We start from the raw sequence: 23,276 nt of genomic DNA on the forward strand, positions 1-23,276 counted from the left end.
ACTATGGTCAAAACTATCGGAAATCCCTTGTCATGGACTGCCGGGGCCGTTGTTCACGGCGGCAGCCACCTTGTGGATATGACCGCCCATGTCGGCAGCGAGCGGATCGACAAGCCGCCGGTTGTGAAGAAAATCGGTATGGCGGATCTGGGTTACGCCCTGCGGCACGGGGTGGATGATTTCGCGGCGTTTCGCTCGGATGTCATCTTCCTTTGCCTGCTTTACCCGGTGATCGGGCTGGCGATGGTGTGGATGGGGTTCCAGAACGAAATGATCCACCACATCTTTCCGCTGATGTCCGGCTTTGCCATCCTGGGTCCGGTTGCCGCCGTTGGTCTGTACGAGCTCAGCCGACGCCGCGAAAAAGGGTTGGCACCGACATGGGGCAATGCCCTGGCCCTGATCCGCGCACCCTCGATGGGGCCTATCCTTGTGTTCGGTGTGTACCTGCTGGCGTTGTTTTCGGTCTGGATGTTAACGGCGCACATGATCTTTCTGTTTACGATGGCGGGCGAACAGCCGGTGAATGTCTTACAGTTTTTCCGCGATGCGATGACGACTGCCGAAGGACAGCGGATGATGCTGATCGGTATCCCCGTGGGCGCGGTCTTTGCCGCGTTGGCGTTGGCCATCGGGGTTGTGACGGTGCCTCTCTTGCTGGATCGTGACGTCGGCGTGCCGGTGGCGATTGCCACCTCTCTCAAGGTCATGGCCAAGAACCCTGTCGTTACCTGCGTGTGGGGGGGCTTCATCGCCCTCTCGCTGGCGGTCGCTTCGATCCCGTTCCTTCTGGGGCTGGTCGTCGTGATGCCGATCCTTGGCCATGCCAGTTGGCACCTCTATCGCCGCGCGGTGGACTGACACCTTGCGCCCCATTCTGCCCCGCGCCACAAGCGGGGCATGATCACACGGGTGTTTCAAAAGGGCGATGCCGCGAGCGATGCGGTCTATTCCGATTGCGAGCGGTATCGTTACGCGCTGACGCGGGTCTGGGACCAGGCCGCGCCGCGCCTTTTGGTCGTGATGCTCAACCCCTCGAAGGCTACAGAAGTTCAGAACGACCCCACGGTCGAGCGCTGCGAACGGCGGGCGCGGGTGTTGGGCTATGGCGGGTTTCGGGTGATGAACATTTTTGCGTGGCGCGAGACCGATCCGAAACTGTTGCGGCAGGCCGAGCAGCCGGTGGGGCCGGAAAACAACCGCCTGCTGACCGCGGGCGTTGCATGGGCCGATGCCGTGCTGGCCGGGTGGGGCGTGCACGGCGACCATCTTGGGCGGGGTCCAGAGGTCGAGGCGCTGTTGCGCAACGCCGGGGCCGAGTTGCTTTGTCTGGGCCTGTCCAAGGCAGGCCATCCGCGCCATCCGCTCTACATTGCCTATGCCACTGCGCCGCAGGTCTGGCGTGCCCGTTGACCTTGGGCCGTGCGGGCCGCAGTCTGACCGCCAAGGGAGGGCCGCGCCATGTCGGATATCGCCGGGTTCACGCAAAGCTACATCGAGACAAACGGTCTTCGCTTGTCGGTGCATCAGGGCGGGCAGGGGGTGCCCTTGGTGCTGCTGCATGGCTATCCGCAGAACCACATGTGTTGGGCAAGGATCGCGCCCGCGCTGGCACAGGATTTCCACGTCATCATCCCCGACCTGCGCGGCTATGGCGACAGCGACGCGCCCGCCGATGATGCCGACCACCACACCTATTCCAAGCGCGAGATGGCCAAGGATGTGATCGGGGTGCTCGATTACATGGGTCTGGAGCGGGCGCATATCCTCGGTCACGATCGCGGGGCGCGGGTGACCTACCGGCTGGCGCTGGATCACCCCGACCGGGTGGATCGGTTGGGGATCATCGAAGTGGTGCCGACTGGTGATTTCTGGGGTGCGTGGGATGCGGAACTGGCGCTCAAGGCCTATCACTGGACCTTTCTTGCCCAACCCGCGCCCTTGCCAGAACGGATGATCTCGGCTGATCCGCGCACCTATTTTGACTGGACCCTGTCGAGTTGGACCCAGTGCCGGACATTGGCCCCCTTTGAGGGCCCGGCATTGGAAAGCTACCGCCGCCAGGCGCGCGATCCGGCCCGCGTGGCGGCGATGTGCGCCGATTATCGCGCCGGGGCCGGCATTGACCGCGCGCTGGACGAAGCCGACCGGTTGGCCGGCAACAAGATCGCCGCGCCGTTGCATTTTGTCTGGGCCAGTGCGGGGTTCCCGGCGCGCGCAGGCGACCCCAAGGGAATCTGGCAGGCGTGGTGCGCACAACCTGTGACAGGGCAGGAATTGCACGGCACCGGCCACTTCGCGATGGAGGAAGTGCCGGATGCGGTGCTTCAGGCGGTGCGCCCGCATTTCCTGCCGGACTGAGCCAACGTAAAAGGGCGCCAACGAGGCGCCCTTGGTCAGCCGAGGAAAAGATCTTAACCAGTTTCGGCCATGTCGTCGAGACGGATGTCGCGCAGCATGATGTCGGTCGGGTCGAGCCCTTGCGCCCCTACAACCCGCAGCACGACATGGCCATCGACCATGATGCTGGCGCCGCTGCCATCCTCGAAATCGACAACGCTGATCTCGGGGTCCGGTGTGACCTCCAGATCGACGCTGACCTGAATCAGGTCGTCTGCCGGGTCGAAATCGGTCACCAGACCGGCGTCGCTATCGTTTTCCACGTAGACGCCCGATTCGAAGATGTCGGACCCGTCGCCTCCTGTGGCCACGTCATTTTCGCCAAGGAACAGGTAGTCATCTCCTGCGCCGCCATCCATCGTGTCGGCTTGATCCTCGTCATAGGGGCCAAACTGGTCGTCGCCACCGGCAAAAGTGCCGTCGAGCGTGTCGTTGCCATCGCCACCCTGCATGTGGTCGGATCCAAAGCCGCCACTGAGGAAGTCTTCGCCCGCACCGCCATCAAGGCTGTCATCGCCATCCGCGCCGTAGATCAGATCATTGCCGTCGCCGCCCGAAAGTGTATCCGTGCCGTCGCCGCCACCCAGCAGGTCGTGGCCGTCGCCGCCTTCGATGGAATCATCTCCCTGATCGCCATAAAGCTCGTCATTTCCACCTTCCCCGAGGATGGTGTCATCGCCCTCGTTGCCGAAGGCCAGGTCGTTCTGCGCGCCGCCGTCGACCAGATCGTCGCCAGCGCCGCCGGTCAGGGCATCGGCATCCTGCTGGCCAAACAGGTCATCCATACCTTCGCGTCCGCGCAGGATATCGTCGGCGGTGCCGCCATTCAGCACGTCGTTGCCATTTTGCCCGTCGATCGTATCGCTGCCGTCACCCCCGGCGAGGGTGTCATTGCCATCGCTGCCGGTGATCGAGTCGCCGCCATCGGGGTCGGTCGGCTCTTGTTCAAGCTGCACGTCGTCGAGGGTGAGGCCGGTGGTGTCATCAAGGTGCAGAATCTGGGCCCCGTCCGAGAACACGGCGGTGCTGTTGTTTTCGGCGTTCTCTTCAAAGGTGATTTCGGGCGGCGTGTCGCCGTCATAGCGCACAAGGATCGTGTCCACGCCGGGCATGAAATCCGACAGGATCGGCACGTCGTCGGGCACGTCCGCGCGGGTCAGGAATTGGTCTTCGCCGTCGCCACCCATGGCCATATCGCCATCGCCAAGGATCAGCAGGTCGTCGCCAGGGCCGCCGTCGAGGGTATCGGACCCGTCGCCGCCGTCGAGCGTGTCACTGCCAGTGTCGCCTGCAAGGCTGTCGTTGCCGTCACCGCCCGCGAGGGTGTCATCACCCGTGCCACCCGCGATCAGGTCGTCGCCGCCGTCGCCGTACAGGTCATCGTCGCCATCGAAACCAGAGATATCGTCATTCCCGTCGGCACCGTGAATCTCATCGTTGCCGGTGTCGCCGTGCATGGCATCAGCGGCGCCGGTGCCAAAGATCGGGGTGGTCGCGAAGCTCGGGTCCGCATCGCTGCCGCCGCCGGTCGCCGGGTCGTTGACGAAGATGTCGTCGAGGATGTTGCCGCTGTCAGCCTGGTCCTGGGGCGCGCCGGTGTCACCGGGATTGCCCATGCCATCGGACCCGAACAGCAAATCGTGCAGATCGGATGTGTAGACCGAGGCGTCATACGCATTTTGGGCGCTGCCGCCGTCTGGCGCCTCTGCACCGTCATTGCTTGTGTCATCGGTCTCGTCGCCGGAAAACAGCCCTTCGAGCGCGAACCCGACAAGCATCAGCAACAATACACCACCCGCTGCAATCATTTTCTTTCCTTTACCTCAATCTCAGGCCCCGGGGGGAAGAGCCGTCTGATACGATTGTGAATGAACCTGCGCCCGGCCTTGGGTCATTTGCCGACGTCCACAAGGTTTTCCTGTGGAATAATTGTGGCGCTGTTTCCGAGGAGTGAATCCATCGCTCCGAACTGCGGGGCATTCTTCGAAGCTTTTAGGAAAAGCTCAATGAAATCGTTTCTAACTGGTTAACGCAGGCGGGTCCGACCGGCCCCTTTTGCGCCAGAAACTTGGCGCTTTCCTTCGTCGGTCTTTTCCCCTATACGCCCGCAATCGCCTGCTATGGGCGAGTCTCTCCATGGGCCTTGCTGGACGACATCCCGGCCTGCGCCATCCACTCAAACCCGCAAAGGAGACCCCGATGTCGATCACCGCAGAAGAGAAAGCCCGCCTGATCGCCGAATTCGCAACCAAGGAAGGCGACACCGGTTCGCCGGAAGTCCAGGTTGCGATCCTGACCAGCCGGATCAACACGTTGACCGAGCACTTCAAAAGCCACAAGAAAGACAACCACTCTCGTCGTGGTCTGCTGATGATGGTTGCTCAGCGTCGTAAGCTGCTGGACTACCTCAAGGGCAAGGAAGAGGCACGTTACCAGTCTCTCATCAAGAAGCTCGGTATTCGCCGCTAATCCTGCATCGTCAGAGATGATCGTTGGCGCGCCCCGGGAAACAGGGGCGCGTTTTTTCGTTGCCAGGCACGGCCTTCCCGGACGGCGATCTGCGTGGCGGCGGCGCCTGGTCCTGCAAAGGGGCAGGCGATATCGTTGCTTTCCAAATCCCAAGAATTCCTGTATGCGCCGCACATCTGAGACGTGATGCCTTTGACCCCGGGCGCATGAACAAGATTGGGGTCGGCGGCAATGGGGCCGCCAGTCAAACGGGGACCCGGGATACGCTCGGGAGTGCCCCAAACAGGATACGATGATGTTCAACGTTACGACGAAAACCATGCAGTGGGGCGAAGAAACGCTCACACTGGAAACGGGTAAGATTGCCCGCCAGGCAGATGGCTGTGTCATCGCCACCCTTGGCGAAACCTCGGTTATGGCCGCGGTGACCTTCGCCAAGGAACCGAAAGAGGGGCAGAGCTTCTTCCCCCTGACGGTCCACTACCAGGAAAAATATTATGCCGCCGGTAAAGTGCCGGGTGGCTTCTTCAAGCGCGAGGCGCGTCCGACTGAAAAGGAAACGCTGACCGCGCGCCTGATCGACCGGCCGATCCGCCCCTTGTTCGTTCCCGGCTTCAAGAACGAAGTCCTCGTCATGTGTACGGTGCTGTCCCACGATCTGGTCAATGACCCCGATATCGTGGCGATGATCGCCGCGTCGGCCGCGCTGACCATTTCCGGCGCACCGTTCCGTGGCCCGATTGCCGGTTGCCGTGTGGGCTATGAGGATGGTGACTACATCCTGAACCCGACCGTCGACGACATGCAGGATCTGCGTAACAACCCCGACCAGCGTCTGGACCTTGTTGTCGCCGGCACCAAGAACGCCGTGATGATGGTGGAATCGGAAGCCTACGAGTTGTCCGAAGAGGAAATGCTCGGCGCCGTGACCTTCGCGCATGAGCAGATTCAACCGGTGGTCGACCTGATCGTGTCTCTGGCCGAAGACGCCGCGAAAGAGCCCTTCGACTTCACCCCGCCGGATTATTCCGAGCTTTATGAGGTCGTGAAAGCCGCTGGCGAAGAGCAGATGCGCGCCGCCTATGCGATCACCGACAAGCAGGAACGCACTGCCGCGGTGTCCGCTGCCAAGGACGCGATCATTGCCGGGCTGACCGAAGAGCAGCAAGGCGACGCCAACCTCGGCTCTGCCCTGAAAAAGCTCGAGTCGGTCGTGCTGCGCTCGGATGTTGTCAAGAACGGCCGCCGCATTGATGGCCGCGCGCTCGATCAGGTGCGCCCGATCGTGTCGGAAACCGGTCTGCTTCCGCGGACCCACGGTTCGGCGCTGTTCACCCGTGGTGAAACGCAGGGTCTGGTTGTGACCACGCTTGGCACCGGCGATGATGAGCAGATCATCGACGCGCTGCACGGCAACTTCCGCTCCAATTTCCTGCTGCACTACAACTTCCCGCCCTACTCGGTTGGCGAAGCTGGTCGCGTTGGCCCTCCGGGTCGTCGTGAAATCGGCCACGGCAAACTGGCATGGCGCGCCCTTCAGGCCGTTTTGCCCGCCCCCACCGATTTCCCCTACACGATCCGCGTCGTGTCCGAGATCACCGAATCGAACGGCTCCTCTTCGATGGCGTCGGTCTGTGGTGGCTCGCTGTCGATGATGGACGCAGGTGTGCCGCTGAAAGCGCCTGTCGCCGGTGTGGCCATGGGCCTCGTGCTGGAAGATGACGGCGAATTCGCCGTGCTGACCGACATTCTTGGCGACGAGGATCACCTCGGCGACATGGACTTCAAGGTTGCCGGCACCGAAAACGGCATCACCTCGTTGCAGATGGACATCAAGGTCGCGGGCATCACGCCGCAGATCATGGAAAAGGCTCTGGCACAGGCGAAAGCGGGCCGGATGCACATCCTTGGCGAGATGGCCAACGCGCTGACCGAGGCGGGCTCGTTCTCGATCCACGCGCCACGCATCGAAACCATGCAGATCCCGACCGACAAGATCCGTGAAGTGATCGGCTCGGGCGGCAAGGTCATCCGCGAGATCGTGGAAGTCTCCGGCGCCAAGGTTGACATCAACGACGACGGCATCATCAAGATTGCCTCGCCGAACGGTGAAGCCATCCAGAAGGCCTATGACATGATCCATTCGATCGTGGCAGAGCCGGAAGAAGGCCACATCTACAAGGGCAAGGTCGTGAAGATCGTCGATTTCGGCGCCTTCGTGAACTTCTTTGGCAAGCGTGACGGGCTGGTGCATGTCAGCCAGATCGAGAACCGCCGCCTGAACCATCCCTCCGACGTTCTGAAAGAAGGTCAGGAAGTGTGGGTCAAGCTGCTCGGGTTCGACGATCGCGGCAAGGTCCGTCTGGCCATGAAGATGGTCAACCAGGAAACCGGCAAAGAAGAAGCACCGGAAAGCGACGAATAATCCTCGCACCGCTTTGGAAACTGGAAAGCCCCGGGGTCACGCTCCGGGGCTTTTGCTTTCTACGGGGGCACAGGAAAAACCCCGGCAAGCGAAGCCTGCCGGGGCGTTGAACCAATAACTCGGTGATGAAATCCTGTAGGGTGCGCGAGAGGCGGACCCCGGAAACGGGCGGCGGTAGAGGGGCCGCCCGTTCCAATGCTGTCGCCTGCGGTTCAGACCGGCAGGTTCAAGCGGAACATGAACACCTGACCGCCATTGTCCGACTGGGTCTCGGCCACGGCACCGCCCGAGTCGCCGCTGTGCTGAACCACACCGATGAAGGTCTGCTCGTTGATCGGCAGGCTGCCGGTCACCTCTTGAATGCCCATCCCGGCCAGCTCGTCGGCAGTGTAGAAGCTGCCGTCAGCCTTTCGTGCGACAAGGGCCGTCACCGGCCAAGTGCCCGAGAATTCCGACGCTTTGGCGCGAACGTTGGTGCCGCCATAGGCCGAAACGCCCGACATGCCGCGCGGGTTGTTGCTGCCGCCAGCCATGGCAAGGAAGTAGCCGGTGCCGGGGGTGGCGAGCTGCATGGTCTGAGTGTCGAGGACCAGTGCGTATTTCCGATCGCCGTAGTCGTTGCCCGAGTCTTCATCGACCAGCAGCACGTCGGCGTCAGAGGCCTTGACCCACATCAGGCCATCGTTCTGCACGGTGCGGGCGGTTCCGTCTTCCCAAGTGGCATGGGTGCCTTCGCCGCCATGCTTGATGCCCTTGTTGCTGATCTCCAGCGTCAGCGAGCCATCGTAGGCGGGCAGCGTGCGAGTTGCCGAGGCTGTCAGCATCTCTGGCAGCTCGCCACCGGCCGCTGCCAGAGCGTCGGCAAGCGTAGGCATTTCCACGGCAAGAATGCCACCGGCTTGGCTGAGGTTCTGAACCCAACGATGCTTGCTCGGGTCGGGATCGACCGCGGGGTGCTCGGTCTTGCTGTCGCCGACGAAATAGGTGTGGCCCGCAGGCTGTTCGGCGGCGTCCTGCCACTTGAACACTTCCGTTTCACGCACTGCCACCGGCGCATCCCATCCGCCCCACTGGTACGAGGTCGGCACGAAGGCGGCGTCAAAGGTGTCGGGGGCGTTTTCATCGGCCATGTAGGCGTCGAGCATCCGCACAGAGGTGTCGATCTCGGCGATGCCCAGATCGGCGTAGGCGTCATTTGCGACGGCCATGCCGTAGATCTTGCCGTAGAGCAGGCCGTTCCGCGCGAGGAACTGGTCACGCTGCGACGCATCGGCGGCCAGCGGTTGGCCGTTGGCATCCAGACCCTTGCGGCCGATATAGATGGCCATGGGGGCGGGTTCGACATCGAAATTGTAGCCGGACAGGACGATGGCAACGTAATCCGGGTGACCGGGGTTGATCGGCAACAACTTCTCATAGCCGGACTGGCCAAGGGCCGGGGCGGTGTAGGCCACCTTGTTGGCGATATCCACGACGACCGAGGCAAGGCCCATGGTGTCAGCGGTGTCGATCAGGCTTTCGACAAGGTTGCCTTCGGAATCGGTGACGTCGAACATTTCCTGAATGTTCCACTCTTCGGCGGTCAGCCACACATCGTCAGCAAAGCCGATGCCCTCGCCATATTTGTTGGCGACTTCGTAATAGGCCCCGCAGTAAGAGTTCACGAAGAAATCGGCCTCGGTCAGCTGCATGGCCGGTGCGAACTCGACCAGCGTGCCATCGGCGCGCGTCTGGTTGCCCCAGACACCACCGTCGGCTTTCGGCAGAACCTCGTCGCCGAAGACGTTGTAGATGGTGTTGTAGAGGTGGCCCGAGCCGCGCACCATGTCTGCCGCTGCGGTGTCGTTCGACAGGAAGTCGGCAAATGCGACGCGGTCATAGTCGATGGTGTGGATATGGCTGCCGGTGAAGGTCACGCCCGAGGTCATGACCTGCGGATAGGTTTCCGAGGACATGGTGCCATAGGATTCGGACTGATAGATCACGCGAACGGTGGTCTCGTCGGCGAGGAAGGCCGCGTGGCCATCGGGGTAGCCGGTCAGCGCCATGCCGGTGTCTGCGTCGACCTCACCGATGGTGGCGATCGGCTTCATGCGGGCAATGAACGGGAAATCAATGTCGCCGGACTGGCCGTCGATCAGGAATTCCGGCGTGTTGCCTGCGGTCGAGGCCTCGGCGATCAGGGCGGTGACCTGACCGATCGACTTGATGACGGCGGTCTGCGCCAGAACAGAGGTCGAGCGCAGAAGGCCCGCGCCGAGAGCCGTGGCGCCAGCACCGGCGGCGATCATGCCGCCCATGAATCCGCGGCGGGAAACCTGGCGGCTGGTGGAAGAGCTTTGAGCGAAATCTTTCATGACAAGCCTCTTGTTGAGTAGTGGGGGTCGCTGGCGTTCTGGCTACTCTTTGCCTGTCAAAAGAACATGACGCTCCTGAAACAGATTTATGATGCTCACGAGGGGCACTCACGGGAACGTTGGTTAACAAAGGCTTGCTGTATCCGCCCCTGATCGGCCAAGCTTTGCCGAGATCATTTTTTTCGGGGAGAGGGCGCGATGCTGACCCGCCGCCATTTCATTTCTACGGGGGCCGCTTTGGCGCTGACGCCGACCATTGCCAAGGCGCAAGAGGGTTGGCGGCTCCCCAGCCGGTTCCGGCCGCATGTGGTCGAGATCAATCCCGGCTTTGAGCCGGGCACCATCCATGTCGATATGGGCGCACATTTCCTTTATTTCGTGCAGGATGGCGATACCGCCATGCGGTTTGGCGTGGCCGTGGGCCGCGAAGGACGGCAGGCGGTCGGACGCTTCCGCGTCGGACGCAAGGAAGAATGGCCAAGTTGGCAGCCAACGGCGAACATGATCGCGCGAGAACCCGAAGTCTATACGCAGTTCGCTGGCGGCATGGAGGGCGGGCCGGACAACCCGCTTGGTGCGCGGGCGCTCTACCTCTACGCCGGGTCGCGCGATTCGCTTCTTCGCATCCACGGCACGCCGCAACCGTGGTCGATTGGTCTGTCGGCCTCGTCGGGCTGTATCCGGATGGTCAATGATCACGTGATCCAGCTTTACGATATGGTCGATATCGGCACGCCGGTGCAACTGCACCGGGTGTAAGAAGGCGACCAGTGGCAACGCCCGGTCAGCGGGCCTTTGCAGACACCAGGGGTGGCCGCGCATCGCCGCCCGCCGCCTGACGCTGAGTGGATTGTCGGGGATGTGCCCGATCACTTTGCCATCCAATTCATGGTGGAGTCCCTCTCGGCGGCCACAAAAAAGGCCCCCGCGGTCGCACGGGGGCCTTTCGCGTAACTGGAACGGTCTCTTAACCCGGCAGCTTGGCCATCCGCAGATAGGGCAGCTTGGTGTCGATCGAGCCGTATTTGGCAATTGCATCTTCGTCGCTGACCGACAGCGGCACCACGACATCACCGCCCGGAGTCCAGTTGGCCGGGGTGGCCACCGTCTCGCGGTCGGCCGTCTGAAGGCCATCGAGGGCGCGCAGCACTTCGGCAAAGTTCCGTCCAACGTTCATCGGGTAGGTCATCGACAGGCGCAGCTTCTTGTTGGGGTCGATGATGAAGACGGTGCGCACAGTCTGGCTGTCAGCCGGGGTCGGGTTGTCGGACAGGTAGTAGTCGGCCTGAAGCATGTCGAAGGCTTTGGACAGGTCCAGATCCTTGTCCGCCACGATGGGGAACCCCGCCTTGGCGCCGCCAACCGCCGCGATATCTTCTTTCCACTTCACGTGCTCGTCCACGCTGTCGACCGAGATGCCGAGCACCTTGGTGTCGCGCTTTGCCCATTCATCGGCCAACTGCGCCACGGCGCCGAATTCGGTCGTGCAGACCGGGGTGAAATCCTTGGGGTGGCTGAACAGGATGGCCCAGGAATCGCCGATCCAGTCATGCAGCGTGAAGGTGCCCTGATCTGTTTCGACGGTGAGGTTTGGGATCGTGTCGTTGATGCGGAGACCCATGTCCGAACTCCCTTTGATTGGTTGCGAGTGTCAAATTTTAAGTAGGATGCCGGGGGCACTGTTGCACGGGTCCGGGGCAGACTCACACGAAAAAAGGAACGGACATTCCGCCGCACCCGGCCCTTCGCGGACAGCGGTTTCCATGGGGTCGCTGCGTCACGAACGGCAGACCTTGTCCTTGGTCGGCGGCAATGTCAGGCTCTGCGCCAAATCAGGGAGATAGACCATGCCCAACACCACGGATTTCTACATCAACGGCCAGTGGGTGGCCCCGCAAGCAGGCACCCCGTTCGACGTCATTAACCCCTCGACCGAAGAGGTCTGCGCCACCATTTCCCTTGGCGGCCAGGCCGATGTGGATGCTGCTGTCGCCGCTGCGCGCACCGCGTTCGAAAGCTATGCCTACACCTCCAAGCAAGAGCGCCTGGCACTGCTCAATCGCGTGCTGGAGGTTTACCAAGCCCGTTCGGACGACATGGCCGAGGCGATCAGCACCGAGATGGGCGCACCGATCGACATGGCGCGCAGTTCGCAGGCCCCGGCGGGAAGCTGGCACATCAACAATTTCATCCGCGCGCTGGAAGAGTTCGAGTTCGAGCGACCCCTTGGCAAACACGCCCCCAATGACCGGATCATCTACGAAGGTGTCGGCGTCGTCGGTATGATCACCCCGTGGAACTGGCCGATGAACCAGGTGACGCTCAAGGTGATCCCGGCGCTGGCGACCGGGTGCACCATGGTTCTGAAACCCTCGGAAATCGCGCCCCTGTCGTCACTGATCTTCGCCCAGATCCTTGACGAGGCCGGGGTGCCTGCGGGCGTCTTCAACCTGGTCAACGGCGACGGGGCGGGCGTGGGCTCGATGATGACAAGCCATCCGGGCATCGACGCGATCAGCTTTACCGGCTCGACCCGCGCGGGCATCGCCATTTCCAGAAACGCGGCGGAAACGCTGAAACCCGTGCATCTGGAGCTTGGTGGCAAGGGCGCCAACATTGTCTTTGCCGATGCCGACGAAAAGGCGGTGAAGCGCGGTGCGCTGCATTGCTTCAACAACACCGGCCAATCCTGTAACGCGCCCACGCGGATGCTGGTGGAACGTTCATATTACGACGAGGCGGTCGAGATCGCCGCAGCCACCGCCGAGAAATGCACTGTCGGTCTGGCCAGCGAACCCGGTCGTCATATCGGCCCGGTGGTCAGCGCCGCGCAATATGACAAGATTCAGGGCCTGATCGAAACGGGCATCGAGGAAGGCGCGCGGCTGGTTGCGGGCGGTCCCGGTCGCCCGGAGGGCTTCAATCGCGGTTATTTCGTGCGCCCCACGGTCTTTGCCGATGTGAATAACGACATGACCATCGCGCGCGAAGAGATCTTCGGCCCGGTCCTGTCGATCATCCCCTTCGCGGATGAGGCCGAAGCGTTGAAAATCGCCAATGACACCGAATACGGCCTGACCAACTACGTCCAGACTCAGGACGGCGCACGCCGTAATCGTCTGGCGCGGCACCTGCGCTCTGGCATGGTCGAGATGAACGGCCAGTCGCGCGGCGCGGGCAGCCCCTTCGGTGGCATGAAGAAGTCCGGCAACGGGCGCGAAGGTGGTGTCTGGGGGCTGGAAGATTTCTGCGAGGTCAAGGCCGTATCCGGGTGGTCGCCTGACGACGCCTGATGGGCAAAGCCGGGTTTGACACCCAGTGATAAAGGGCCGGGGACGGCCCTTTGTTCTGGCGTGGTGCCGTTCAGAACGGGGCCTTGGCCGAAAAACTCAGCCCCTTGCCCCCATCGGGGTGACGCAAGCGCAGGCTTTCGGCATGAAGCATCAGTCGGGGAAAGTCGCGTGCGGCCCCGGTGGCGTAGAATGGGTCGCCCAGAATCGGATGGCCAAGCGCCAGCATGTGAACGCGCAACTGGTGCGAGCGCCCGGTGCGGGGGTAAAGGCGCACCCGCGTCTCATCCCCGGCCTTGCGCATCACCCGCCATTCGGTTTGCGCCGGTTTCCCCGTTTCATGGCAGACCTTTTGCAATGGCCGGTTGGGCCAATCGACGATCAGCGGCAGATCGACCTCGCCGGTCTTTTCCGCGATCAGGCCCCAGACCCGCGCGACATAGGTCTTTTTCATGTGCCGTTTTTCGAATTGCAGCCCCAGATGGCGCTGCGCGTGCGGGGTCAGGCCAAAGACCATGACGCCGGATGTGTCCATGTCCAGCCGATGCACCAAGAGCGCCTCGGGAAACGTATCTTGCACGCGGGACAGCAGGCAATCGGACAGATGATCCCCCTTGCCGGGCACGGACAGCAGGCCGCTTGGCTTGTTCACCAGCAGCAATTCATGGTCGTGGTGCAGGATATCCAGCGGGTCCTGCGGGGGGCGGTAGTCGAGTGGTTGCATGTGGCGTGATCTATTGCCTTTGGGGCCGTGCCGAAAGGGCTATTCCACCAAGGGCGCGGTCACGGCGATCAGGACCGAGGGCATGACCACCGCCACCAGCGCCGCGCCCCACAGCACCTGAACGCCCCGGTTTGCAGGATCGCGCAGCCAGACCGCGGCGGCGCGAAGAAACGACAGTGGGCCGGGAAACAGCCGGTCGGTCTGACCAACCGCTATCGCCCGGATCTGGAAGATCGCGCGAAACGACAGACTGGCCCATATCAGGAAGCATATGCCTTGAAGGACCATCAGGAACAGGGTGAGCATCGACATCGGCGGGGCCTTTCTGGGGCGGTCACTTCAATTCAACCCATATTGCAGCGCGCTGTTAAGACCCTGCTAACAGATTTCCCGCCAGACTGATCCTGCGTGGGGGCGTGAACCAACAGGGGAACGTCATGGTCAAACAGTCTTCCGAAACGCGGGTCATCAAACTGAGAGAGACTCATCCCGAGGAAATTTCGCGGGGCAGCGATGCAATGGCGGTGTTCCGTATCTGGTCGCTTCTGGGCGGCGCGGCGCAAACACGGGACCGCACCATCGTCAATCGGGTGCTCAGCTAAGCCAGCACTGCGACGAAGTTGTCGCACCCCTTGGCTGGACCTGCCGGGCCGGTCGTGAAACGGTCCCTCCCGACGAACGGACGGAGATGACCATGCGCGATTGGGCCGGCAAACGATACTGGCTGCTTGGGGCAGATACCGGGCTGGGGGCGGACCTTGCCCGCACGCTTAGCCGGGCGGGGGTTGAGCTTGTCCTTTCCGGCAAGGACCAAGGCGCACTGGAAGACCTGATGGTCACGCTGCCGGGCAGGTCCAGCTATATTCCGCTCGATGTCACCTTTTGCGACAAGCTTGACGGGGTTGCGATCGAACTTGGCGCCGTCGATGGCATGGTCTACGCGCTGGACACTCAACTGCCCTTGCGCCTCGCGGATTGGAATGTGGCTGCCGCGAACAGGATGTTCGCCGAGAACCTCGGTGGTATCTCCAATGCCCTTTCGGTGGCGCTTCCCGCCTTTCAGACCAAGGGCGAAGGGCATGTCGTGTTGCTCGACAGTATTGCCGGTCTCGACGGGGTGTCGGGGGGGCTGGGGTATGGTGCGGCCAAGGCCGGCGTGCGCGTTCTGGCCGAAAGCCTGTTTGCCGAGGGCCGGCCGCACGGCCTGTCCGTGCAACTGGTCACCCTAGGCTTGCCGTCGGGGTTGTTTTCGCCCACGCCCGCGCAGGCCGCCGCCGGAATTTTCGAGCATATGGGCACCGACCGGTTCCGCCGCACGGTGCCACCGCTGGCCGGGGCCTTGATGCGGGTGTTGCGACTTCTGCCGATATGGTTGGCGCGGCCGCTGGTTGCACGTCTGACGAAAGGCGCGCAAGATTGATCCGGGCGCTCTTTGCCCGGCGAATCTGTCACAAACATCGGGAGGACACGCCATGTTGACCATCTCACCCCGCAAGGTCGCGCAGATCATCCTGATGGGGCACGAATTGCAACGTGCGGAAGGTGAGCTTCGGGGTCTTGTCGCGGGCCTGAACGAGGACGAGCAGGTTGAACTGGTGGCGATCATGTGGGTGGGTCGCGGCAGCTTTGAAGCCGAGGATCTCGCCGATGCGCTGGAAACCGCGCGGACCGAGGCGACGACGCCGACCGCCGATTACTTGATCGGGACACCGCATTTTTCCGACCATCTGGAGGCCGGGCTGGAAGCGCTCGGCATTGATCCGACGGACGCGGAAGACGACGTTCTGTGAAGAAAAAGGGGCCTCGTGGCCCCTTGCTTTTATGGAATTTCAGGGTGTTGGGAAGATCCTAGGCGTGGTCGACGATGGCCAGATGCTGCGCCAGATCGGCGACGACGCCCATCCATTCCGCGACCAGCACCGGGTCTGACGGCGCGGCGGAGACGCCGGCACCGATGCGGCCCGCCAAGGCGGCTTCGACTGCAAGCGACACGGGAACCGAGACCAGCCGCGCCATCGCTGTGCCTTGGGCGTCGCCCCATGCGTCCATCACGTAGGTCTTGTGCCAGACGGTCTGACCATCCCTCTCGGCCTTGAGCGAAACGCACAGCACCACGCGGTCCGGTTCGCCCTTGTCATAGGCGTTTTCGGACCAGAACTGGTCGGACATTTCCTTGAGCCGTGCGTCGCCCTCGGGGCCGATAAGGGCCTCAATTTCCTTGAAAACCGGGGTCCAGGCCTGTGTCCAACCGTCGAGTCGAAGGGTGCCGCGCACGAAGGTGTCGACGCTCCAGTCCGAGGCAAATCCGTACTCTGCCATGAAGGGCAGGGAATCGCGGTTGGGGTAGACTTCGAAGGTTTCTGGCGTTGGCAGCGGGGCCTCGTAGCTGCTGATCGCGTCCCACGGGCGGGTGACGATCTTTTCCGCGCCGCCTGCCAGTGATTTCGAGGGCGAGCGCAGCGCCTTCAACACGCCAAGCGGCGACCAACTGAACTTGTAGCGGAAGGGGTTGGCGATCTTGGGGATACCGCCGCAATAGCTGGTGAAGCTGTGGGTGTTGGCCGGGTCGAACGCGTCCGAGGCGCGGTAGTCGGCCACCAGCGCATGGGCCATCAGGTGGTCGATACCGGGATCGAGCCCGACCTCGTTCACCAGGGCAAGGCCTGCATTTTTCGCTTTGGAATCAAGGGCCCGCATCTCGGGTGCGATGTAGGAGGACGACACGAAATTTGCCCCCTTGGAGATGCACAGCTCGGCCAGCGGCACGTGCCAGTCGCCGGGCAGCATGGACACGGCCACGTCGCCGGGCTGCAACGCCGCGCCGATGGCGTCCATGTCGAAGATGCGGATGTCCCGGGTCAGGTCGCCGACGGCTTCCTGCGCTTTTTCGAGAGTCCGGTTCCAGACGACGACGGGTTGGCCTGCTTCGATCAGGCGGCGTAGGCCGGGGATCGCGGAAAGGCCGGTTCCGCACCAATGGATGGTCATGTTGCTTCGCTCCTATCCGGGTTTTTCCGACACACCTGTCGGAAATTTCTGACATCTCTGTCGGGTTTTCTTAACCAATGTGCTTGTCAAACTCGGCCTTCGCCCGCGCCCAGACTCCGCCACCCAGATCGGACAGGGTCAGCAGCGAGGGCAGCAATTGCGCGGCGTAGTCTTGCGAGGATTCGACGGGCAGCATGGAGGGCAGGTTGTCGATGGCCACCACGTCGAGCGGCGGATCGACATGCACGCGGCGGGCGGGCGCGGCCCATGTGGTGGCTTCGCTGTAGACCGGCACCGGGTTGTAGTCGCTGTCGGGGTCGCAGGCGACGTCGCCGATCACGGTGAGGCTGCGGTCAGCGTCGAGCGCCGCGCGCGGGACAAAGACCGGCGTGCCGGGGCGCGCGAAGATGCAGTTGAGGAAAATCTGGTGATCGAGGATCTCCGGGAAGGGGCCGCCGCTGGCGGTTTCGGCCATGTCCCACTTCGTGACCTCCAGCCCCATGTCCGTGCAGAGATCGGACGCGCCGGTTCCGACGCGGCCAAGCGCGCCGATGACGATGGCGCGTGGCGGGGTGGTGTCGCAACGGGTCAGGTCAGTGTGCAGGTCGGTCAGCAGCGCATCCTTGGATGGGTAGCCGCCAACCGGGCCGCAGATCGTGCCCTGTTGCTGGGCGAGCCATGCCTTGAGCGCGACAGCCGCGCCCGCGAACCCGGCCCAATAGCCGAACGCGGCAACGCGGCGGCCAGACTCGTCGACCAGATATTCGAGATCATAGAGCGTGCCGCCGCCCGCCTTGAACCTGTCGAGCAAGGTGCGGCCCGAAAACTGACCCTTGAAGGCATGGCCGAACATGATGTGGCGATGCGGCAGGGGCGTGCCGTCGTCGGGCAGCTCCTTGAGCCCGAAGATGATCGCGTCGGCGGGGGCATTGGGCCAACTGTTTTCCGGTGCGATATCGGCGCCCGCTTCGGCATAGCCGGTCAGGCCCTTGGCGCGGACCGAGCTTTCCTCGACCGTCACTTTGATACCCGCCGCGATCAGCGCCTTGACGCCTTCGGGCGTGATCCCGGCGCGTTCCTCGTTCGGGCGCTGTTCGGCCCGGACCCAGAGATGTGTCATGGCGCGTGTCCTCCGATCACAGGTGGGTGCGCGCGAATTGCCGATCCGGTGTTTCCAGATGCGGCAGCGCGTTGAATTGGGTCAGCGCCAGTGCGCCATGCAGCGACAGCCAGCGGCTGAGCGATGTATTCTCGATGGCCAGACAGGTGCGCGCGAAGGCATCCATATCAAGCCCGAGCGTGATCCGCATCGCCATGCCGATGACCCCGCCCGACGTGACGACGATGGCGCGCCCTTCGCCATGCGACCAGTCGTTCAGCGCGTCGCTTACGCGGGCCTCGAACGCCGCGAAGCTTTCGGGGGGATTGTCGATCTCGCCCGCGGCCCACGCCTTGAACATGCGCGGCAGGTGTATGGTGAAATCTTCCCGGTTGTCGGGGATCGGCACGCCATGTTGCGCCTCGAACAGTTGCGCCATGGTGAAAAATTCAAGCTCGTTGAAGCGCGGGTCGATTTCGGGTGCGTCATGGCCGTCGAGCGCCAGACCCGCCGCGGTTTCGCGGTGGCGTTGCAACGAGCCGGAACACATGCGGGCAAAGCGTTCGCCGGTCGCCTCGAAATGATGGCCGAGCCAATGCGCCTGCTGGCGGCCAAGATCGCTCAGCCGGTCATAGCTGTCTTCGTCGCGTGCGCTGGTATTGGCCTGACCGTGGCGCACGAGGGTAAGGTAGGACATGGCATTTCCCCGTAGGCTGTTGCCCCCGCATTAGGCCGTCGCGGCGCGGGGGGAAAGGGGGGTGCGGCGGAAATCCTCGCGTTGCACTGGACCGGCGCGGCGAAGAGCGTAGAAAGGGGGTATGACCCAATCGCTTCCCATAGACCCCGCCCGCTTTCTGTCTGACCTTCACGCGCTGCGCGGCTTTGGCCAAGCTGGCCCCGGCGTTGTGCGGCCCGCGTTTTCCGAGGCGGATATCGCGTCGCGCGCCTGGCTGACGGGGCGGATGCAGGAGGCCGGGCTAGCGACCCACATGGACCCGGCGGGCAATTTGTTTGGCCTGACAGACGGACCGTCGCTGTTGATCGGGTCGCATTCCGATACCCAGCCCGAAGGCGGCTGGCTGGACGGGGCGCTGGGCGTGGTGATGGGGCTGGAGATCGCCCGCGCGGCGCGTGCGGCTGGGGTCGCGATTTCCTGCGTCAGTTTTCAGGATGAAGAAGGCCGCTATGGGGCGTTGACCGGCAGCGATATCTGGGTTGGAAACACACCGCTGCTGGAGGCCGACCTGTTCCAGGCGCGCGACGGCCAGAGCTTTGCCGAGGGCCGGCGCGCGGTGGCGCATCTGGCGGAGGACGGGTTTGTCGACCCCGCGCGGTTCACCGGGTTCCTTGAGGCGCATATCGAACAAGGCCCGGTTCTGGACCTGTCGGGCGAAGCGGTTGGCGTCGTGACCTCGATTGTCGGGTCGCGGCAAATTCAGGTTACCGTGTCGGGGCAGCAGAACCATGCGGGCACCACGCCGATGTCGATGCGCAAGGATGCGTTCCAAGCCGCGGTGCAGATCGCCACGCGGCTGAACGAGCGGCTGCAAAACGTGGTAACGCCGCAGACCGTCTGGACCATCGGCCATTTCCGGCTGTCGCCCAATGCGCCGTCGATCGTGCCGGGGCAGGCGGTGTTCACCGTGCAATGGCGCGATGGCGAGGAAGACCGGCTGCAAAGGATGGACGATGTGATTCTGGCCGTGCTGGACGAGGTGGCCACGGAAACCGGGCTGACGGTGGAGGCCGAGCGCCTGCGCCAGAGCCTGACACCGGTGCCGATGCACGCGCCCTATCAGGCGGCTTTGGCCGAGGCGGCCGAGGCGGTGGTGCCAGGCAAATGGCGCAGGATGCCCTCGGGCGCGCTGCATGATGCGTCGAACGTGTCGAGGCGGCTGCCGGTGGGGATGCTGTTCGTGCCGTCGATCGGCGGGATCAGCCACAATTTCGACGAGGACACCGCCGAAGCCGATCTGGTGACCGGTCTCCGGGTTCTGGCGCGGGCGGCTGCTGCGCTGGCGCCCTAAAGGCCCAGGTTGGCGCGCAGGGTCGGCAGGGCGCCGGCCGCAACGATCCCGACAAGGGCGCCGATCACAAGGCGCATTGGCGCCCGCCCGAGCGATGGCCCCACCAGTCCGAGCACACCGCAGACGAGGGCGTAGAAGGTCATGGTCACAGTGTCCATTATGGCTCCTTTCCTGTGGGATGGGCCTCAGATGACGCCGAAGAGGCGCAGGGCCAGCGCCGCCGTCGACAGGGCCGCGACAACGAAGGCCAGCGTTCGCAGCACCGGAATGCCCAGAACGTATATGATGTAGTGGGCAACGATGGCGAAGAAATAGGCCATCGCCAGCGTGCCGGGATAGCTGTCATCGGGCAGGCGGGTCATGGCCATCAGGGACAGCGGGGCGAAAGCGACGAAGCTTTCAACCGCCACGGTATGCGCCCGCATGGCCCGCTGCGCCCACGCCGATTGCGGGGCAGCGTCGGGGCCGGGGTTGGCCATGGCGCCCATCAGGCCGCGGGTGAATGCACGGTCAAGAATGTAAGGCGCCCAGCACAGGCCGATCCAGAGCGCGCTGAGGGTGGTGTAGAATTCGAGGGTGGTCATCGGGATATCCCCGCAATTGGTTGCTGACTGCCCGGATGTTACCACATCTTGTATAATAGTCGAAGCGCGTTGAGACGCTCCCTTTGGGTCAGTCCCACTTGACGTCGCCAAGGAAAATATAGCCCGCGCCGTAGATCGTCTTGATCAGGCGCGGGTTCTTTGGATCTTCCTTGAGCTTGGTGCGCAGGCGGGAAATGCGGACATCCATCGCGCGATCAAAGCTTTCGCCTGCCGCGCCGCCAAGGGCCTCTTGCATCTGCTGGCGGCTGATCAGGCGCTTGGGGCTGTGCAGGAACAGGCGCAGCACCTCGCCTTCGGCGTGGGAAAAGCTGACCTCTTCGCCTTGGGCGCTGGTCATCACATAGCGGTCGAAATAGGCGGTCCAGCCCTCGAACCGGGCGGTTTCGGATTGGGCGGGGCGGGTTTTCGCATCGCGAAGGCGCACCCGCACGCGGGCCACCACTTCGGCAGGGTCGAAGGGTTTGATGATGTAGTCATCGGCGCCAAGTTCCAGCCCGGTCACGCGGTCCTGCACCTGTGCGCGGCCCGAGATGATGATGATCGACGCCCCCGATTCCAGCGCCAGTCGGTGCACCAGCGCCAGCCCGTCGCGGTCGGGCAGGCCAAGATCGACAAGGCAGACATCGGGGGCGGAATTGCGCAGGGCGGCCTCGAATTCGGTTGCGCGGGAAAAGGCGGCGGTGCGAAAGCCCGCTTCGGTCAGCGCCTCGGACAGCATCAGGCGAATCTGCGGTTCGTCATCGAGGATGGCGATCAATGGCTCGGTCATGCGGCGGCCTCTTCGGCGATGATGGCGTGAAGCTGGCGGCTGTCGAAGGGTTTGGGCAGAACCGGCCAGCAGGCGGCGCCGCGTTGGCGCAGGGGGTGGGCTTCGGGCAGCGAGGTCATGAGCGCCAGTTTCAACTCGGGCCGCCGCCGTGCGATCCGTGCCAACAGATCAACGCCGGTGGTGTGACCGGACAGCTTGATATCGGACAGGACCATGTTGATCGCGGGCAAGTCGGCCAGGTCATCCGCTTCGGCGAAACTGGCGGCCTCGATCACCTGATGGCCCAGATCGGTCAGCATCTCGCGCACCGAGACGCGCAGGTCCGGCATATCTTCGACAAGAAGAATGAGCAGCGGTTGCGCCTGTGCCCTGGGCACCGTGCGCAGCGGCAGGCGATAGGTGACGCGCGCCCCGTTTCGGTGGTTTTCCAGTTTCACATTTCCGCCCGAGAGCTTGGCGAAATCGAAGACCATCGACAGGCCAAGCCCCGAGCCTGCCTGCCCCTTGGTGGTGAAGAACGGGTCGAGGGCGAATTCCAACGCCTCTTTGGAAAAGCCGGGGCCGGTGTCTTCGACCACGATGTCGAGCCATGTGTCGCGCACCTTTTGCGCGCGCACCTGAATTTCCCCGCCAGTCGCGCCGATGGCGTCGCGGGCATTGAGCACGAGGTTCAACAGGCTGTCCTGAAGTGAGCCTTCGTCGAGCAGCAGCAGTTCATCGGGCACGCTATGGGTGATCGACAGGCGCATGTTGTCGGGCAGCGGCGCGCGGGCGAGGGGGCGGAAGGTCTCGAAAAATCGGCCCATGTCGATGGGCACCGGGTGCAATTCCCGCTTGCCCGATATCTTGGCGATCCGGTCCAGCAGCGTGCCGCCCCGGCGGGCTGCGGCGGTGGTGGCCTCGGCCAGTTCCGACGCCTCGGCTGGCAGGTGGAGCTTTTTCATCCGGCTTTGCAAGCCAAGGATGATCGTCAGCAGGTTCGAGAAATCATGCGCCAGCCCGCTGGTCAGTTGCGCGGCCAGTTCGCGCTTGTGGGTCTGGGTCAGCACGGCGCGGGCCTGCGCCTCTTCCGTCACGTCGGTGGACAGCAGGTAGACGCCATTGATCGGCCCCTCGTCGCCCACCCGGTCGGGGGTGAAGGCGGTGCGGATGCGGCGGCCCGACTCTTCATCGGTAAATTCCAGCACGGTCGATTCGCCGGTCAGCGCGCGTTCGAGATTGGGGCGCAGCCGCCTGGCCACCGTAAAGCCGAGCGCCTCGTCATAGGGCAGCCCGACAATGTCCGAGCGGCGCCCCGGCAGAACCGAGGACAAGCGGCGGTTGGTGAAAGTATAGACGCCATCGGTATCGACATGGCCGATATGGGCCGGTGTCATTTCGGTCGTCAGCCGGGTGCGGGCCTCCATCTCGGCCAGTCCGCGTTTGGTTTCTTCCAGTTGCGCGATGGTCGATTCCAGTTGGCGGTTGGTGCGGGCCAGTTCCTCGGCATGGGTCAGCAGTTGATCCGACAATTCCTCGGACCGGGCGCGCAGCAGCCCTTCTTGCTGCTTTATGGCGGTGATGTCGGTATAGACCGTGATCCAGCCGCCTTCCGGCAGGGGGCTGCCCTCGACGCTGATCATCCGGCCATTGGCGCGGCGGCGTTCCATGTAGTGGGGCACGAAGGCGCGGGCCTGTTGCACCCGGGTCTTCACGAAGTCCTCTGTCGCGTCCACTTCGCCGTATTCGCCACTTTCCACGAGGAACCGGATGGTTTCCTCGAACGAGGCGCCGGGTGTGACAAGGTGTTCGGGCAGGCCGAACATGGTTTGAAACGGGCGATTGCAAACCGCAAGGGTCAGGTCGCTGTCATAGATCGACAGGGCCTGCTGGATCAGGTTCAGACCCGCCCGGGTCATCTGTGCGGTTGCGTCCAGTCTTGCCATTCAACAGCCCCTCCCGCGTTTGGGCTACACTTTGGCGTCCGGGGGGCCAAGCCCTGCGCCGACGCCCGTTACAATTCGTTAGGATTGAGAAAAAGTCAGGAAAAATTTGACCGCCAAGGATTTCCCCAACACGGTAGGTGAGCGGACTCGCTCTCGCAAGCCAGCCGCGTGGGCGCCGGGGATACCGGCGAAGGGAGG

The 23,276-nt window shown here is 63.3% G+C and carries 23 protein-coding genes; 11 read left to right on the forward strand and 12 right to left on the reverse strand.

Features of this window, described 5'->3' with window-relative positions; all coding sequences use genetic code 11:
- Window positions 1-3: 3 nt before the first annotated feature.
- Genes BKY27_RS10080 through BKY27_RS10090 form a run of 3 tightly spaced genes read left to right on the forward strand, consistent with a single transcriptional unit; the run spans window position 4 to window position 2,361 of the window.
- Window positions 4-861 (forward strand): DUF2189 domain-containing protein, encoded by an 858-nt coding sequence (locus tag BKY27_RS10080; protein ID WP_071674342.1) that lies wholly within the window; start codon window positions 4-6, stop codon window positions 859-861.
- Window positions 862-900: 39 nt separating this feature from the next.
- A complete protein-coding gene (locus tag BKY27_RS10085; protein ID WP_071674343.1) occupies window positions 901-1,413 on the forward strand; it encodes a DUF1643 domain-containing protein in 513 nt (170 codons plus the stop codon).
- 48 nt (window positions 1,414-1,461) lie between these two features.
- Window positions 1,462-2,361, forward strand: a complete 900-nt coding sequence (locus BKY27_RS10090) for an alpha/beta fold hydrolase (RefSeq protein ID WP_071674344.1) — start codon at window positions 1,462-1,464, stop codon at window positions 2,359-2,361.
- Window positions 2,362-2,414: 53 nt separating this feature from the next.
- On the opposite strand, the gene BKY27_RS20580 is transcribed toward BKY27_RS10090, so the two are convergent.
- Window positions 2,415-4,208 carry a calcium-binding protein gene (locus tag BKY27_RS20580; RefSeq protein WP_071674345.1) on the reverse strand — a complete coding sequence of 598 codons (1,794 nt, stop codon included), beginning with the start codon at window positions 4,206-4,208 and terminating at the stop codon, window positions 2,415-2,417.
- Between the two features lie 391 nt (window positions 4,209-4,599).
- On the opposite strand from BKY27_RS20580, the gene rpsO reads away from it, so the two are divergent.
- Both rpsO and pnp read left to right on the forward strand, forming a co-directional pair.
- Complete coding sequence (gene rpsO, locus BKY27_RS10100; protein WP_071674346.1) at window positions 4,600-4,869, forward strand: 30S ribosomal protein S15; 270 nt, start codon at window positions 4,600-4,602, stop codon at window positions 4,867-4,869.
- A gap of 295 nt (window positions 4,870-5,164) precedes the next feature.
- Window positions 5,165-7,294 carry a polyribonucleotide nucleotidyltransferase gene (pnp, locus tag BKY27_RS10105; RefSeq protein WP_071674347.1) on the forward strand — a complete coding sequence of 710 codons (2,130 nt, stop codon included), beginning with the start codon at window positions 5,165-5,167 and terminating at the stop codon, window positions 7,292-7,294.
- A gap of 212 nt (window positions 7,295-7,506) precedes the next feature.
- Here the strand turns inward: pnp and BKY27_RS10110 are convergent, their stop codons facing one another.
- Window positions 7,507-9,651, reverse strand: coding sequence for a hypothetical protein (locus tag BKY27_RS10110; RefSeq protein ID WP_199559095.1), 2,145 nt, complete (start codon window positions 9,649-9,651; stop codon window positions 7,507-7,509).
- 198 nt (window positions 9,652-9,849) lie between these two features.
- Here BKY27_RS10110 and BKY27_RS10115 point away from each other — a divergent pair, with 198 nt between their 5' ends.
- Complete coding sequence (locus BKY27_RS10115) at window positions 9,850-10,410, forward strand: L,D-transpeptidase (protein WP_071674348.1); 561 nt, start codon at window positions 9,850-9,852, stop codon at window positions 10,408-10,410.
- 208 nt (window positions 10,411-10,618) lie between these two features.
- Here the strand turns inward: BKY27_RS10115 and BKY27_RS10120 are convergent, their stop codons facing one another.
- A complete protein-coding gene (locus BKY27_RS10120) occupies window positions 10,619-11,272 on the reverse strand; it encodes a peroxiredoxin (RefSeq protein WP_071674349.1) in 654 nt (217 codons plus the stop codon).
- A 226-nt stretch (window positions 11,273-11,498) separates the two neighbouring features.
- Here BKY27_RS10120 and BKY27_RS10125 point away from each other — a divergent pair, with 226 nt between their 5' ends.
- A complete protein-coding gene (locus BKY27_RS10125) occupies window positions 11,499-12,944 on the forward strand; it encodes an aldehyde dehydrogenase family protein (protein ID WP_071674350.1) in 1,446 nt (481 codons plus the stop codon).
- Window positions 12,945-13,014: 70 nt separating this feature from the next.
- Here BKY27_RS10125 and BKY27_RS10130 read toward each other — a convergent pair whose 3' ends face one another.
- On the reverse strand, window positions 13,015-13,665 hold the full coding sequence (locus BKY27_RS10130; RefSeq protein ID WP_071674351.1) for an RluA family pseudouridine synthase: 651 nt from the start codon (window positions 13,663-13,665) through the stop codon (window positions 13,015-13,017).
- Between the two features lie 39 nt (window positions 13,666-13,704).
- Window positions 13,705-13,977, reverse strand: coding sequence for a hypothetical protein (locus BKY27_RS10135; protein ID WP_071674352.1), 273 nt, complete (start codon window positions 13,975-13,977; stop codon window positions 13,705-13,707).
- A 125-nt stretch (window positions 13,978-14,102) separates the two neighbouring features.
- Here BKY27_RS10135 and BKY27_RS20135 point away from each other — a divergent pair, with 125 nt between their 5' ends.
- The 3 genes from BKY27_RS20135 to BKY27_RS10145 all read left to right on the forward strand — a co-directional run bounded on the left by BKY27_RS20135 (window position 14,103) and on the right by BKY27_RS10145 (window position 15,455).
- Window positions 14,103-14,267 (forward strand): hypothetical protein, encoded by a 165-nt coding sequence (locus BKY27_RS20135; protein WP_158514972.1) that lies wholly within the window; start codon window positions 14,103-14,105, stop codon window positions 14,265-14,267.
- Window positions 14,268-14,359: 92 nt separating this feature from the next.
- Window positions 14,360-15,085, forward strand: coding sequence for an SDR family NAD(P)-dependent oxidoreductase (locus BKY27_RS10140; protein WP_158514973.1), 726 nt, complete (start codon window positions 14,360-14,362; stop codon window positions 15,083-15,085).
- 52 nt (window positions 15,086-15,137) lie between these two features.
- A complete protein-coding gene (locus tag BKY27_RS10145) occupies window positions 15,138-15,455 on the forward strand; it encodes a DUF3775 domain-containing protein (protein WP_071674354.1) in 318 nt (105 codons plus the stop codon).
- 58 nt (window positions 15,456-15,513) lie between these two features.
- Here the strand turns inward: BKY27_RS10145 and BKY27_RS10150 are convergent, their stop codons facing one another.
- From BKY27_RS10150 to BKY27_RS10160, 3 genes are all read right to left on the reverse strand, one after another.
- Window positions 15,514-16,653, reverse strand: coding sequence for a saccharopine dehydrogenase family protein (locus tag BKY27_RS10150; protein ID WP_071674355.1), 1,140 nt, complete (start codon window positions 16,651-16,653; stop codon window positions 15,514-15,516).
- 70 nt (window positions 16,654-16,723) lie between these two features.
- Window positions 16,724-17,773 (reverse strand): saccharopine dehydrogenase, encoded by a 1,050-nt coding sequence (locus BKY27_RS10155; protein ID WP_071674356.1) that lies wholly within the window; start codon window positions 17,771-17,773, stop codon window positions 16,724-16,726.
- A 16-nt stretch (window positions 17,774-17,789) separates the two neighbouring features.
- Complete coding sequence (locus BKY27_RS10160; RefSeq protein WP_071674357.1) at window positions 17,790-18,449, reverse strand: histidine phosphatase family protein; 660 nt, start codon at window positions 18,447-18,449, stop codon at window positions 17,790-17,792.
- Between the two features lie 121 nt (window positions 18,450-18,570).
- Here BKY27_RS10160 and BKY27_RS10165 point away from each other — a divergent pair, with 121 nt between their 5' ends.
- The gene (locus BKY27_RS10165; RefSeq protein ID WP_071674358.1) at window positions 18,571-19,779 is read left to right on the forward strand and encodes a hydantoinase/carbamoylase family amidase; all 1,209 of its coding nucleotides are present in this window, start codon (window positions 18,571-18,573) and stop codon (window positions 19,777-19,779) included.
- Here the strand turns inward: BKY27_RS10165 and BKY27_RS20245 are convergent.
- The 4 genes from BKY27_RS20245 to BKY27_RS10180 form a co-directional block, all read right to left on the reverse strand.
- Window positions 19,776-19,937, reverse strand: coding sequence for a hypothetical protein (locus BKY27_RS20245; protein WP_199559096.1), 162 nt, complete (start codon window positions 19,935-19,937; stop codon window positions 19,776-19,778). The genes BKY27_RS10165 and BKY27_RS20245 overlap by 4 nt on opposite strands.
- A gap of 27 nt (window positions 19,938-19,964) precedes the next feature.
- Window positions 19,965-20,363 carry an MAPEG family protein gene (locus BKY27_RS10170; protein WP_071674359.1) on the reverse strand — a complete coding sequence of 133 codons (399 nt, stop codon included), beginning with the start codon at window positions 20,361-20,363 and terminating at the stop codon, window positions 19,965-19,967.
- Window positions 20,364-20,451: 88 nt separating this feature from the next.
- A complete protein-coding gene (locus BKY27_RS10175) occupies window positions 20,452-21,153 on the reverse strand; it encodes a response regulator transcription factor (protein ID WP_071674360.1) in 702 nt (233 codons plus the stop codon).
- Complete coding sequence (locus tag BKY27_RS10180; RefSeq protein WP_071674361.1) at window positions 21,150-23,078, reverse strand: PAS-domain containing protein; 1,929 nt, start codon at window positions 23,076-23,078, stop codon at window positions 21,150-21,152. Before BKY27_RS10180 ends, BKY27_RS10175 begins: the two co-directional genes overlap by 4 nt.
- Window positions 23,079-23,276 lie beyond the last annotated feature (198 nt).

It is taken from the genome of Nioella nitratireducens (assembly GCF_001879715.1).
Lineage (GTDB): Bacteria > Pseudomonadota > Alphaproteobacteria > Rhodobacterales > Rhodobacteraceae > Nioella > Nioella nitratireducens.

Excerpts from the sequence above, each read along its gene's own strand:
- BKY27_RS10155 (WP_071674356.1), bottom strand. The coding sequence starts at position 17,773 with ATGACACATCTCTGGGTCCGGGCCGAACAGCGCCCGAACGAGGAACGC.
- BKY27_RS20245 (WP_199559096.1), bottom strand. The coding sequence starts at position 19,937 with ATGGACACTGTGACCATGACCTTCTACGCCCTCGTCTGCGGTGTGCTC.
- BKY27_RS10115 (WP_071674348.1), top strand. The coding sequence starts at position 9,850 with ATGCTGACCCGCCGCCATTTCATTTCTACGGGGGCCGCTTTGGCGCTG.
- BKY27_RS10140 (WP_158514973.1), top strand. The coding sequence starts at position 14,360 with ATGCGCGATTGGGCCGGCAAACGATACTGGCTGCTTGGGGCAGATACC.
- BKY27_RS10150 (WP_071674355.1), bottom strand. The coding sequence starts at position 16,653 with ATGACCATCCATTGGTGCGGAACCGGCCTTTCCGCGATCCCCGGCCTA.
- rpsO (WP_071674346.1), top strand. The coding sequence starts at position 4,600 with ATGTCGATCACCGCAGAAGAGAAAGCCCGCCTGATCGCCGAATTCGCA.
- BKY27_RS10165 (WP_071674358.1), top strand. The coding sequence starts at position 18,571 with ATGACCCAATCGCTTCCCATAGACCCCGCCCGCTTTCTGTCTGACCTT.
- BKY27_RS10080 (WP_071674342.1), top strand. The coding sequence starts at position 4 with ATGGTCAAAACTATCGGAAATCCCTTGTCATGGACTGCCGGGGCCGTT.
- BKY27_RS10175 (WP_071674360.1), bottom strand. The coding sequence starts at position 21,153 with ATGACCGAGCCATTGATCGCCATCCTCGATGACGAACCGCAGATTCGC.
- BKY27_RS10125 (WP_071674350.1), top strand. The coding sequence starts at position 11,499 with ATGCCCAACACCACGGATTTCTACATCAACGGCCAGTGGGTGGCCCCG.
- BKY27_RS10170 (WP_071674359.1), bottom strand. The coding sequence starts at position 20,363 with ATGACCACCCTCGAATTCTACACCACCCTCAGCGCGCTCTGGATCGGC.
- BKY27_RS10120 (WP_071674349.1), bottom strand. The coding sequence starts at position 11,272 with ATGGGTCTCCGCATCAACGACACGATCCCAAACCTCACCGTCGAAACA.
- BKY27_RS10135 (WP_071674352.1), bottom strand. The coding sequence starts at position 13,977 with ATGTCGATGCTCACCCTGTTCCTGATGGTCCTTCAAGGCATATGCTTC.
- BKY27_RS20580 (WP_071674345.1), bottom strand. The coding sequence starts at position 4,208 with ATGATTGCAGCGGGTGGTGTATTGTTGCTGATGCTTGTCGGGTTCGCG.
- BKY27_RS20135 (WP_158514972.1), top strand. The coding sequence starts at position 14,103 with ATGGTCAAACAGTCTTCCGAAACGCGGGTCATCAAACTGAGAGAGACT.
- BKY27_RS10160 (WP_071674357.1), bottom strand. The coding sequence starts at position 18,449 with ATGTCCTACCTTACCCTCGTGCGCCACGGTCAGGCCAATACCAGCGCA.
- BKY27_RS10145 (WP_071674354.1), top strand. The coding sequence starts at position 15,138 with ATGTTGACCATCTCACCCCGCAAGGTCGCGCAGATCATCCTGATGGGG.
- BKY27_RS10130 (WP_071674351.1), bottom strand. The coding sequence starts at position 13,665 with ATGCAACCACTCGACTACCGCCCCCCGCAGGACCCGCTGGATATCCTG.
- pnp (WP_071674347.1), top strand. The coding sequence starts at position 5,165 with ATGTTCAACGTTACGACGAAAACCATGCAGTGGGGCGAAGAAACGCTC.
- BKY27_RS10090 (WP_071674344.1), top strand. The coding sequence starts at position 1,462 with ATGTCGGATATCGCCGGGTTCACGCAAAGCTACATCGAGACAAACGGT.
- BKY27_RS10110 (WP_199559095.1), bottom strand. The coding sequence starts at position 9,651 with ATGAAAGATTTCGCTCAAAGCTCTTCCACCAGCCGCCAGGTTTCCCGC.
- BKY27_RS10180 (WP_071674361.1), bottom strand. The coding sequence starts at position 23,078 with ATGGCAAGACTGGACGCAACCGCACAGATGACCCGGGCGGGTCTGAAC.
- BKY27_RS10085 (WP_071674343.1), top strand. The coding sequence starts at position 901 with ATGATCACACGGGTGTTTCAAAAGGGCGATGCCGCGAGCGATGCGGTC.